The organism is Streptomyces sp. NPDC088554, assembly GCF_044752945.1.
GTDB lineage: Bacteria > Actinomycetota > Actinomycetes > Streptomycetales > Streptomycetaceae > Streptomyces.
Genome location: NZ_JBIVMF010000043.1, coordinates 19,962 through 29,761 on the forward strand (window position 1 = coordinate 19,962; position 9,800 = coordinate 29,761).

Below are 9,800 nucleotides of genomic sequence, written 5' to 3' on the forward strand. Positions count from 1 at the left end.
CACCCTGTGGCGAATACAGCCTCGTAGAGGCGGTACCGGAGGGCCGCCTCGTAGGGGTCAGTCGCCACGGCGTGCCCCCGTCTGCGGGAGCCAGGGTGTGATCGCGGCCAGGAGTGTGTCGATGCGTTCTTCGTGGCGGGGTGTGTCGCACGGGCAGACGATGGTCCGTTTGCAGTCCGGGCAGGCGACCGGCGTTGTGAGGGCCCGGTCGATCGCCCGGCGCAGCGCCGGCGGCTCGTATCCGGCCGGGGCCGGTGTGATGGTGGTGTGCTGGCCGGCGGGGGTCGTGTCCGGGTGGGAGTGGAGGGCGCGCAGGGCGTCGGTGAGGGCGCGCAGGGCCGGGTGGACGCTGCGTCTCCACGGGGTCTGGGTGGGCGCGTCGGCGAGCGGGACGTCGAGGAGGTGAGCGGAGGCGATCAGCGCGGACGTCAGGCGGCGCCGGGAAAGTTCGGCGAGTGCCAGGAGCCTGCCGGGGTCGTCTCCGGCCTCGGCCAGACGCGCCGCCCATGACACGAGGTCGGTGTGTATGGGCGGGGTGATGCTGGTGGCGGGAGTATCGAGAGCGGCGAGGACATGGCTGGCGTGCAGGAGGGCGTGCCTCGCGCGGTGGTTCTCGGCGAGGGTACGCACGCGGTCGATGGCGGCTTCGGCGGCAACCAGTTGGAGGACGGCGGCGGTGACGTCAGCCTCAGCCTCGTTGTGGACGCGGCGCCGGTCGGCCAGCGCGATGGTGAGCCGGTCACGTTCGAGCCGCACTCCAGCGGCAGCCTTGGCCTGGCCGTACAGGGAGTCGAGCTGCTCCTGGGTGAGCGCGGCGAGCGGGATACAGCTGGTCATCGGGAGAGTACTCCTGTCCATCGGGCCAGTTCGTTGGTGGCGGCGGTGTGTGCGCCGGTGAGGTGCTGGTGGTCGTCGAGGACATCGCGCAGAGCGCCGTAGAGGGTCGCGGCCAGCTGGTAGAGCTGCTGCTCGGCGGGGGTGGCGAACATCCGGGTCGGATGGTGCCCGTCAACGGTGAAACGGAGCTGGCGGATCTCCTCCAGGCGGTCGGCGTCGATCCGCTCGCTCACCGGGTCACCGCCGGATGCAGGGGCCAGACGCGGATCACGCAGCCCGGCGCGCCGAGGACATCCGGGTCGCCCGTGTCGGCGTAGTACTTGCCGAGCCGGGTGTATTCGACGACGCGGGCGTCATCGGCCCACACCACCCCGGTCAGGGCGTCCTCCGTCGACCGGAGAATCTTCGAGAGATCCGGGTAGACCGCCGGGCGCGCCGGGGCGGCGTCGCGCAGCAGATGGGCGTTGCGGCCGGTCCGGTAGTGACCGCGCGGCCGCGCGAACGTGAAGACCACCGCGGCGGCGAGGGGGCCATCCAGTGGTACCCATGCGGGCCGCGCGCGCGTCGCGTCAAGGGCCGCCCACTTCACGTCCTGGCGCCAGGGCCTGACCTTCTTCGACGACTCGATCATCACCCCGCCGCCCAAGTGCCGCTTCGAGCCCTGCGGGCCGGGTGTCCCGTGGACGGTGACCGTGATCGCTGCGCCCCGCCCGAACGGAGTGATGGACATCAGGGCTGCTCCTTGGGCTGGGTGGGGATGGGGCGTGCCTGGCTGAGGGACCGTACGTACAGCACGTCGTCGGACCCTCGGGTCACAGCCAGGTTCCCGTCTGCGGCGGGCGTCGCGTCGACCGGCTGCCGACGGCCGTTGGCCGTGGTGAATTCCCAGCAGATCGGGGCACGGCAGCGCCGGCAGGCGGTGATGTGGTGGCTACTGAGCACGGGCTTCTCCTTCGAGGCCATACGGATCAGGGGAGTTGAGGTGGGGGAGGACCAGGGCGTGGCCGTACAGGTAGAGCGCCCGGGTCTGCCCGTGGGCGGTGATCGCGGCCCGTACGGACTCGGTGGTCGCTGAGGCGCGCAGCACCGCCCGCTGGTCGGGCGTGAGGCTCTGGTGCGGGAACGGGTCGGCGGGACGAGGCGTGACGCGAGCGGGCGGTGGGATGCACGGCTCGGCTTCCGCCTTCGTCGCGGCCGCGCGCTGCTGCTCCTGGCGCTGCGCCCAGGCCGCCGTCCGCTCTGCCCACCGCCGCTGCGCCCGCTCTGCTTCCTCCAGGCGCCGGGTTTTTTCCGCCTGGGCGGTGGCGTTGTCGAGGCACACGGGGCAGCGCTCGGCGGTGGGCCAGGTGGTTCCGTCCTCGCAGGAGGCGAGCCCGCAGCCCTTGCGGTGGAGCCCGGCGCCGAGGATCCACCGGCCGATGCCGTTCTCGCCGCGGTACGGCTCCTCGGTGGAGGCGTACCTGCTCTGGAGCCGGGCGGCCAGCCGCTCCGGGGTGGCCCCGGCGGTGAGCTGACGGCCGATCTCCCGGCCGATCTTCCGCTGCTCCCAGACGCTGGCCCGCCAGAACGCGTGGTGGACCGGGGCGAGGGCTTCCCAGACCCGCTCCGACATGGTGAGATCCGGCCCGTCGTACGCCCGGCCGCCGCCGTTGTTGCTGCGCTTTTGGTGGTGACCGGAACGGAGCACGGCGGGGACCGCCCCCGGGTTTTCCACAGGAGCGGGAACCCACTTACCCGCACCTCGCCTACGGCGGATCCCCCAAGTGAGCTGCGAGGAACGGTCAGTAGAGGTACTGCTGTCTTCCTTAGACGCGAGGGATCCGCCATGATCGTCCGGGCCGGATCCGTCTGTTGTGTCCGTCCTCTCCGTACGCGGGGCGGAGAGAGCGGTGTCCGTGCCGAGGGGCAGGGAGAGCTGCTCGGCGGTGGGCAGCACGGCGCGGAGTATGGGGTGCGGGTTGACGGTGACCGTGTGCCGGCCCTGGCGTCCGGTCCGATGGCCGAGGGTGATCCAGCCCGCCGCGTCCAGCTCGGCCAGGAGACGCCGTCCGGTCTTCTCTCCCAGGGGCTGCCCCGCGTTCTCGCCACTCTGATGGTGAAGTTCACCGGCCAGCTCGGCGCCCGTCACCGGCAGGCGCAGCGTGGTCGCGCGCAGCAGATGGAGGTAGGCACGGAAACGGCGCGGGGACAGGGCATCGGCGGCGGCCACCGGCACCTGGAGGGCGGGTTCGTCGTCGGGGACGAGACGGGCGTAGCGCTCGGCGGTACGCCCGGTGCCTCCCTTGTGGGTGCGCCGACGGGTGCCGATCCACTGCTCGCTGCCGGCGGGGCCGGGCTGGTGTCCCGCTTTCAGGCCGCGCTCGGCGCCGGACTTGGACAGGCCGCACATCGCGGCCAGCTCGGACACGGAGGCAGTGCAGCCGTCGTCCTCGGCGCGGTGGCCCGGCCAGGTACGCCGGGCATCCAGCGCGGCGACCTTGGTGTAGACGGTGAGGAACTCGTCGGGGTAGTGGTCACCGCGGAACATGCTCTCGGCGATCCATACGGTCTGCTGGCTGCGGCGCCCCGGCCTGTTGGGGCGCGCACCACCGGCCCCGCCGCAGGTGCGGCGGGGCTCGGCGGAAGCAGGCAGACGGACGCTCACGGAGCGGAGATCACCCCGAGTGCCGTGACGGCCTGGGCACGGGCCGCGAGAACGAAGTAGAGCGCGCTCTGAGCGAGCCGGCCGTAGGCGTACGCCGCATCACCGATACCGCGCGCCTCGTGCGCCGTGTTGAATATGTCGCTGGTGTCGCGTTCGGTGACCTCGGACGCGCCCACGAGCCGTATCAGGGTGTCGTGCGCGGCAGTCAGCGCGGGCGCGCCGGCGAAGCGGGCTTCGGTGAGGGCGGCCAGGATCGTGGTGCCGAGACGATGGTGGACGGGCCGTCCGTCGCTGCCCATGCCGAACTCGACCCGGGCGGGGCTGCCGCCGTGCTGGACAGTGGCGATGGCCCACGCGGTACCGGTGGCATAGAGCAGCGCGGCGTGCTGGTAGCGGCGGCGCATCTCGCCCTCGTGGTCGCCGTAGATACAGGCCAGGTCGTGCGGCTCCCGGGGAAGGGAGCCGTCGAAGCTGCGGCCGTGCAGCAGGATCTTCCCCGGGTGGATCTGCCGACGGGTGAAATCGACACCGGCCTCGGCGAGAAGCGCGGCACGATGTGCCTGCCGATAGTCGCGGGCGGCCTCGTACAACGCGTACACCGACTCGAACAGCGAGTCCGGCCAGAGCAATTCGGTCTTCATATCGGAATGTCCTTGTGTCCGTGCGGTCAGGGGAGAGCGGGCAGGGGCGCGCGGGCGCTCCGGGGCCTGGCGCTACGCGCCGCGCAGGCGGTCGAGGATCGCGGTGGGCAGGACCAGCCGCGTGATACGGCTGGACGGATGGGCCCGGCCATCCGAACCACGACTCCTGGGCGGCGACTTGATCAGGCAGCGCATCTCGAGCGCGGCCAGCGCGACACGGACCCGGGCGGGGTCGAGGCCGGTCTGAACCGCCAGGTCCTCCACGGCGACCGGCGCGTCCTCGGGGATCTCCCCGGTCACGTACGAGGCGTGGGTCGCGATGGTGTAGGCGACCAGACGGTGGGCGGAGGCCATGCCGGACCGCCGGATGTACGCCTCCCACATCGCCCGTATCGGTGGATCACCAGCGGCCTGCCGACCGAGGGCGGTCATCCGCACCAGCGCCGAAACGGTCGGCACGGTCAGCGGTGAGGTCATCGAATCTGTCCTGTCCTGTAGACATTGGCCGCCTCTGCGGCCTGTTCGGCGAGCGCCTGCTCGGCGCACACCTTGTGAGCCGGACGGCGCTTGCCGTCGCGCAGGTGAGTGGGGGCGCCGCAGTACCGGCAGGGGCGGGACCTGTCCGACCAGTGCCCCGGACCGCGCCAGTCCAGGAGCGGCCCGGGGTCGTCGGCACTGGTCACGGCGGGGTGACGGTCTGGCCGCAGCCGAGGGTCAGGCACACCCAGCGGCCCTCGCTGTCCGGCGCGAGCGGAGTGCTGGTGTACGCGCAGACCGTGGTGTCGCAGGCCATGAGCACGCGCGCCGCCGCCGGAGACTGCACGGTTCGTACCGGCCCCCGCCACCAGGCACGGACGGCGTGAACACCCTGAGCCGCCAGCCACCACACCGCCTGAAACGTCAACGCGATCAGCAGGGACAGCAGGACCAGGAGCGCGAGGCCGAGAATGCCAACGCCGATGAAGACGAGCAGGAGTACGGTCTCGGTCACTGGTCTGCCTCCGGCCCGGCTGACTCAGCCTCCAGCTCGGCGCTGCGGGCGAGGAGCCGTACGGCGGTGGGATGTTCGCGCAGCGCGGTCGCGATGCCGATCAGCACGGCCGTACGGATACCGCGCACCGAAGCATCGGGAGTGAACTCCGCCCCCGGGACAGGGGTGTCCTTCTCCTGGTGGGTGCTGGCAGCCGGGGTGTAGACGTGGCGGTTGGGGTCGGTGTCGTTGAGGACGAGGACCCCCTGACCGCGCAGGACGTACAGAGCGACGCGCGCGTCGGACTTGTACAGTCCCTTGCCGAACCGGGACTTGAACAGGTCCTGCACCCGCGCCACGGTCCAATCGCCGCCCCAGTCCGACACCGCGCACCGGAGCCAGCCCAGCCCCTGGGGAAAGATCGGAATGCCACTCTTCGTCGTCACAGCCTGCCGCGCGGACCGCGACAGAGCCTCCACGGACGCGATCAGGGGTGGCTGTTGGCGATCGGCCGGCGTGATCCGCCGGGAGATATTGTGATTCAACGGTTCCTCGTTTCCCGTGTGAATGAGGTGTGCCGAGGGGCTGTCGGGACCGGGCATGGTCCGGGCAGCCCCGCTTACGTGAGTCAGGCGACCTTGGCCAGCCGCGGCCTGGTACGACGGCTCGGGCGCTGGCTCTTGAGCCGATCCGCTCGCCGCGCGGCCTTGATGGCGGCGCGGTCGGCACGGTCGGTGACGATGCGTCGACCATGGCGGCTGTGCAGGTTCTCGTGGCTCTTCAGGAAGCGCCGAAGCCAACTGACGCTGCACTTCAGCTCATGAGCCGTCTCCTGAACAGTCATGTACTCCTGTGCCGGATCCGCGGGGGCGATCGGTCGGCCGTACATCTCGTACTTGTCGCCGGGCATGTCACTCCTTCGGTAGCTGAGTCCTCTGTACAAGGAGGCGCTCGTCGGTGGACCCGAGGGCGGTGCGCAGCGCGGCGTACTTGCTCGGCGCGAGTTGTCGACGCGTGCCGTTCTCCAGATGAGAGAGGTAGCGGCGACTGAACCCGGCGCGCCTCGCCAGTTCGGAGGTGTCGAGTCCCGCGCTCATGCGGTCCTCGCGGATTGCCGTCCCGCACACCTCGAAATAGGTGGGCTGGGGGTGTTGCATGGCTAGAACATAGCCACACCTAGCCCTCATGTCTAGCTCTAGCTAGCTCTACATAGCGCTTAAGCCCCACGCTGCGGACTTAATTAGCCTCAAATGGCCCAGGCTGAGTCAAGGTTTGGGCCTATCTAGCCGTCGGCCCTACCTGGCCCTGCGCGGCCCTGCCAAAATGGCGATATGACCCCCCGCAACCTGGAGCGCCTGGCCAAGAAGGTCCGGACACGCCGCCTCGAGCTTCACCCTTCCCGACTGGCCGCCGCAGCCGCGGCCGGCATCTCCAAGGACACCTGGCGGCGGGTAGAGGAGGGCGAAGTCGTGCGGGAGGTTACCTACGCGAAGATCGACGGCGCCCTGCAGTGGGCCCCGGGCAGCTGCATCGCCATCACCGAAGGCGACGAGCCGGTTCCGGTCGAGCGGATCGACGACTCAGCCCTGACCCAGATGCCGCCAGCAATGCTGCCCGAGGAGGTACGGGAAGCCGTGCAGGCATCCGTCATGATCACGACACCAGGGCTGACCGTTCGCGAGATGCACGCACTGAGCGATCAAGTCGTGAAGGAACTGCAAAGGCGCGGGCGCCTACCGAAGGCCACCTGACGTGCCATAATCCACCACCCACCGATCATTCGCGTGATTGAATCGTTACCAAAAACGTTGAATTCGATTCAATAACCCCACTCCCGCCAACGCCATCTGTGTGCAATGGTGGGACTGCGCCTGGGGAGGTCCCGCAACATCAAGGGGGACCTATGCCTTCAGCGATCACTCTCGATCTGGGGCCGACATTCATCGGCCAGATGTTTCAGACCGATGGGGACGACATATGCGTCCTCTCCCCTCGCGTTCTCACAGAACCGCAACTCCGCCGGAACATCCGCGAGATGATACGGAGTCAGGGCATTGATTGCGGCGCGTGCCGCGCCTGCCCTGTCGGCGAAGACGCATAACTACCCAGTTCGGTAGCAGGAGTTCACGAGAACGCAAGGGGGCAACCCATGCCGTATGTCGAGAATCGCGGCAGCAAGTGGCGGGTCCGCTGGAGCACTGGCAAGAAAGATGCCAACGGCCGGTGGATCTACGACCAAAAAGGAGGGTTCGACGACGAGGGCGCAGCCTTCGACTTCGGCCTCGACCGTGAGAGTGACGTCCGCAACGGCCGATACATCAGCCGGAGCGACGGAGCGATCCTCATGAAGGACTACTGCAAGGAGTGGCCCGACACACAGGACGTCGGACATCTACGCAAGAGGAACCTGCGCGCCATCATCCGTCTGTACATCATCCCCCAGTGGGGCGAAACGCCCGTGGGTGACATCAAGCCCACCGCGTGGCGGTCCTGGAAGATCTGGCTCTGCGAGCAACCCAACATCGGGCATCGCTACGGGCAGGAGATCCTGAACGTGTTCTCAATGATCATGGATGACGCTGTAGATGATGATCTCCGCAGTGCTTCCCCCGTACAGCGAAAGAACCGCCATCGCGGCAAGTACAAGAAGAAGCCCCGCGAGAAGAAGAGCGAGATGCTGATTGAGGACGTACATCAGCTTGCGCTCAACGCTCTTTGCTACTGGGGACTTCCGGGATACGTGTTCGTTCTGACCATGGCGTTCACGGGGATGCGACCGGCAGAGCTCTATGCGCTGCGCCGCGAGTATTCCCACCCCGCGTGGCCCGCCTCCGATCCGGACGAGGAACAGAGAAAAGAGGGCCTGGAACGCTACGCAAGCGTTCCAGCAATGCCCGCGATCCGAGTCCTTCACCAACACCAGTGGAAGGACGGCTCGCTCTCGCTGGAACCACCGAAATACGAGAGCTATCGGACCCTCGTCATCCCGCAGTTCCTGGCAGAGCTCCTGGAGCTCCTCCACGCAAGCCATGATTCCGAGTGGACATTTCCAGCGATCAACGGCGGCGAACTGGCGAAGGCGAATTTTTCGTACTTCTACTGGCGGAAGATCGCCGACGGCCAGAAGGAACGAAAGCAGAAGGCGAAGGGCGTCGGCAAGGGACAGGGCGGCTCCCCACGTTGGCTGCCCGGCTGGGATGCCGTGAAGAACTGGGCGGGCAAGCGGCTCTACCTGATGCGGCATGGCCACAAGGAGTGGATCGACGAAGACGGGCACAGCCGCATCGCGACGGAGACTCGAATGGGCCACGAGCTGGCCGGCGTCGAGGGCCTGTACGCCAACGTGACGACGAAGATGGAGCGGGCCGTCATGGACACACTCCAGGATCGGTGGCTGCGGTTCGTGGCGACGCTGGACGGAGGCTGGGTAGAGCTATCTCCCAGTCCTCTCCCAGTTGATCTTGAAGAGTGGATGAAAGTGCAGGCCAAGGCCGCTGCGCATAGGGAGCAATGAACTGGTTTATGAAGTTCATCTCCACCAAAAGCTTCATGCCGTTTGTGATCTATCGCATCCTGCTCGGTATCGCCCTGTTCATCCTGATCGGTACGGACACCCTGAGCCCGCACGCGGGCGAATCGGCTCACTGACAGCCTTTTTCGCGCACAGTACGGATACGCGTGATGGCGGACCGTGAGTGTGAGCAAGGACGCTCCCTGATCGGCCCGTACCGCTGTCCACCGGCTCTAGGGTTTGACGTATGTCCTCTTCTTCCACCTCCACTACCCCGGCATCCGGCGCCGCCGCAGCCAATGAGCGCATCCGCGCGCTGGTCGACTCCGTGGACGGGACGTGGCCCGCCGAGGCGTACGAGGTACTCCTGCTGGAGTGGGCCAAAGCCCTGCATGCCGAGGTCGACGCGGTCGCGTAGGGCCCGTCCGGCCCGGGGCGCCGTCAGCCGTCGCGCTCCTGGCGCCACCGCTCGTACGGGATCCGCGCGATCTCGCGCACTCCGGCGACCGTTCCCCATTCGTTCCCGCCCAACCGTGACAGCGGGCGCAGCAACGCCAGTTCGGGGTGGCCGTCGACCAGCACCCGCTCGTCGACCGCCGCGTGGACGACCCGCCCGAACACCACCGTCGAGTCCCCCAGCCGCAGGGTGCTGTGCAGTACGCATTCCAGCGCCACAGGGGACGCGGCGACCCGGGGCGGTTCGACCCGCAGGCTCGCCTCGCGCTCGATACCCACCGCGTCGAACTCGCTGACCCCGTGCGGGAAGTCGGTCGCGGTCGCGTTGATCTCCTCGAAGAGCGGCTCGGGCGCGAGATTCACCACGAACTCGCCGGTCTCCTCGATGTTGCGCAGGGTGTCCTTGCGTCCGACCGAGGTGAACTGGACCACGGGCGGCACCACACACGAGACCGTGAAGAACGAGTGCGGCGCGAGGTTGACTCTGGTGCGCAATTCCGTCTGATCAGCCGGTGAGTTGGTGGCTGAGGCGGGTGAGGCGGCTGGTTCGGTTGCGGTCGAGGGGGTGTCCGCTCCAGTAGGCGTCGAGCCGCACGATGTTGACCGCGGTTGCGGAGAAGGCGTGCTGGAGACGGACCTTGGGCAGTTGACGGCGGTCTCCGTAAGCTCCCCGTGTGCGGCCAAATACCGCGCAATTTATGGCCACGGGTTTCCCCGCGTACGGCCAGATCTTCTCCCCGC

The 9,800-nt window shown here is 68.3% G+C and carries 17 protein-coding genes and 1 pseudogene; 4 read left to right on the top strand and 14 right to left on the bottom strand.

All coding sequences use genetic code 11. The features are described from left to right. Positions 1-57: 57 nt before the first annotated feature. From ACIP8W_RS30335 to ACIP8W_RS30390, 12 genes are all read right to left on the bottom strand, one after another. Positions 58-837, bottom strand: coding sequence for a hypothetical protein (locus ACIP8W_RS30335; protein WP_402205558.1), 780 nt, complete (start codon positions 835-837; stop codon positions 58-60). Then, entirely contained in the window at positions 834-1,070 is a 237-nt protein-coding gene (locus tag ACIP8W_RS30340) for a hypothetical protein (protein ID WP_402205559.1), read from the bottom strand. Before ACIP8W_RS30340 ends, ACIP8W_RS30335 begins: the two co-directional genes overlap by 4 nt. Continuing rightward, on the bottom strand, positions 1,067-1,567 hold the full coding sequence (locus ACIP8W_RS30345; RefSeq protein ID WP_402205561.1) for a RusA family crossover junction endodeoxyribonuclease: 501 nt from the start codon (positions 1,565-1,567) through the stop codon (positions 1,067-1,069). Before ACIP8W_RS30345 ends, ACIP8W_RS30340 begins: the two co-directional genes overlap by 4 nt. After that, positions 1,567-1,779: a hypothetical protein gene (locus ACIP8W_RS30350; RefSeq protein ID WP_402205563.1), complete on the bottom strand. Its 213-nt coding sequence runs from the start codon at positions 1,777-1,779 to the stop codon at positions 1,567-1,569. Before ACIP8W_RS30350 ends, ACIP8W_RS30345 begins: the two co-directional genes overlap by 1 nt. Further along, on the bottom strand, positions 1,769-3,481 hold the full coding sequence (locus tag ACIP8W_RS30355) for a hypothetical protein (protein WP_402205565.1): 1,713 nt from the start codon (positions 3,479-3,481) through the stop codon (positions 1,769-1,771). Before ACIP8W_RS30355 ends, ACIP8W_RS30350 begins: the two co-directional genes overlap by 11 nt. After that, positions 3,478-4,122, bottom strand: a complete 645-nt coding sequence (locus ACIP8W_RS30360; RefSeq protein WP_402205567.1) for a hypothetical protein — start codon at positions 4,120-4,122, stop codon at positions 3,478-3,480. Before ACIP8W_RS30360 ends, ACIP8W_RS30355 begins: the two co-directional genes overlap by 4 nt. A 72-nt stretch (positions 4,123-4,194) precedes the next feature. Further along, a complete protein-coding gene (locus tag ACIP8W_RS30365) occupies positions 4,195-4,599 on the bottom strand; it encodes a hypothetical protein (protein ID WP_402205568.1) in 405 nt (134 codons plus the stop codon). Next, complete coding sequence (locus ACIP8W_RS30370; RefSeq protein ID WP_402150220.1) at positions 4,596-4,805, bottom strand: hypothetical protein; 210 nt, start codon at positions 4,803-4,805, stop codon at positions 4,596-4,598. Before ACIP8W_RS30370 ends, ACIP8W_RS30365 begins: the two co-directional genes overlap by 4 nt. Beyond that, positions 4,802-5,113, bottom strand: coding sequence for a hypothetical protein (locus ACIP8W_RS30375; protein WP_402205570.1), 312 nt, complete (start codon positions 5,111-5,113; stop codon positions 4,802-4,804). Before ACIP8W_RS30375 ends, ACIP8W_RS30370 begins: the two co-directional genes overlap by 4 nt. Then, a complete protein-coding gene (locus tag ACIP8W_RS30380) occupies positions 5,110-5,538 on the bottom strand; it encodes a hypothetical protein (protein ID WP_402205572.1) in 429 nt (142 codons plus the stop codon). Before ACIP8W_RS30380 ends, ACIP8W_RS30375 begins: the two co-directional genes overlap by 4 nt. Before the next feature lie 182 nt (positions 5,539-5,720). After that, a complete protein-coding gene (locus ACIP8W_RS30385) occupies positions 5,721-6,002 on the bottom strand; it encodes a DNA-binding protein (RefSeq protein ID WP_402150215.1) in 282 nt (93 codons plus the stop codon). 1 nt (position 6,003) lies between these two features. Further along, a complete protein-coding gene (locus tag ACIP8W_RS30390; protein WP_402150213.1) occupies positions 6,004-6,249 on the bottom strand; it encodes a helix-turn-helix domain-containing protein in 246 nt (81 codons plus the stop codon). Positions 6,250-6,423: 174 nt separating this feature from the next. Here ACIP8W_RS30390 and ACIP8W_RS30395 point away from each other — a divergent pair, with 174 nt between their 5' ends. The 4 genes and pseudogenes from ACIP8W_RS30395 to ACIP8W_RS30410 all read left to right on the top strand — a co-directional run bounded on the left by ACIP8W_RS30395 (position 6,424) and on the right by ACIP8W_RS30410 (position 9,021). After that, the gene (locus tag ACIP8W_RS30395) at positions 6,424-6,843 is read left to right on the top strand and encodes a hypothetical protein (RefSeq protein ID WP_402150211.1); all 420 of its coding nucleotides are present in this window, start codon (positions 6,424-6,426) and stop codon (positions 6,841-6,843) included. Between the two features lie 398 nt (positions 6,844-7,241). Beyond that, the gene (locus ACIP8W_RS30400; RefSeq protein ID WP_402205574.1) at positions 7,242-8,606 is read left to right on the top strand and encodes an integrase; all 1,365 of its coding nucleotides are present in this window, start codon (positions 7,242-7,244) and stop codon (positions 8,604-8,606) included. A gap of 2 nt (positions 8,607-8,608) precedes the next feature. Beyond that, positions 8,609-8,740 (top strand): annotated as a pseudogene (locus ACIP8W_RS30405) (undecaprenyl-diphosphatase); the annotation flags it as partial. Positions 8,741-8,850: 110 nt separating this feature from the next. Beyond that, positions 8,851-9,021 (top strand): hypothetical protein, encoded by a 171-nt coding sequence (locus ACIP8W_RS30410; protein ID WP_402205576.1) that lies wholly within the window; start codon positions 8,851-8,853, stop codon positions 9,019-9,021. A 23-nt stretch (positions 9,022-9,044) separates the two neighbouring features. On the opposite strand, the gene ACIP8W_RS30415 is transcribed toward ACIP8W_RS30410, so the two are convergent. Together ACIP8W_RS30415 and ACIP8W_RS30420 are read right to left on the bottom strand one after the other, a co-directional pair. Beyond that, positions 9,045-9,554: a flavin reductase family protein gene (locus ACIP8W_RS30415; protein ID WP_402205578.1), complete on the bottom strand. Its 510-nt coding sequence runs from the start codon at positions 9,552-9,554 to the stop codon at positions 9,045-9,047. 10 nt (positions 9,555-9,564) lie between these two features. Further along, the coding region (locus ACIP8W_RS30420) for a hypothetical protein (protein ID WP_402205580.1) at positions 9,565-9,800 on the bottom strand (236 nt) is incomplete at its 5' end.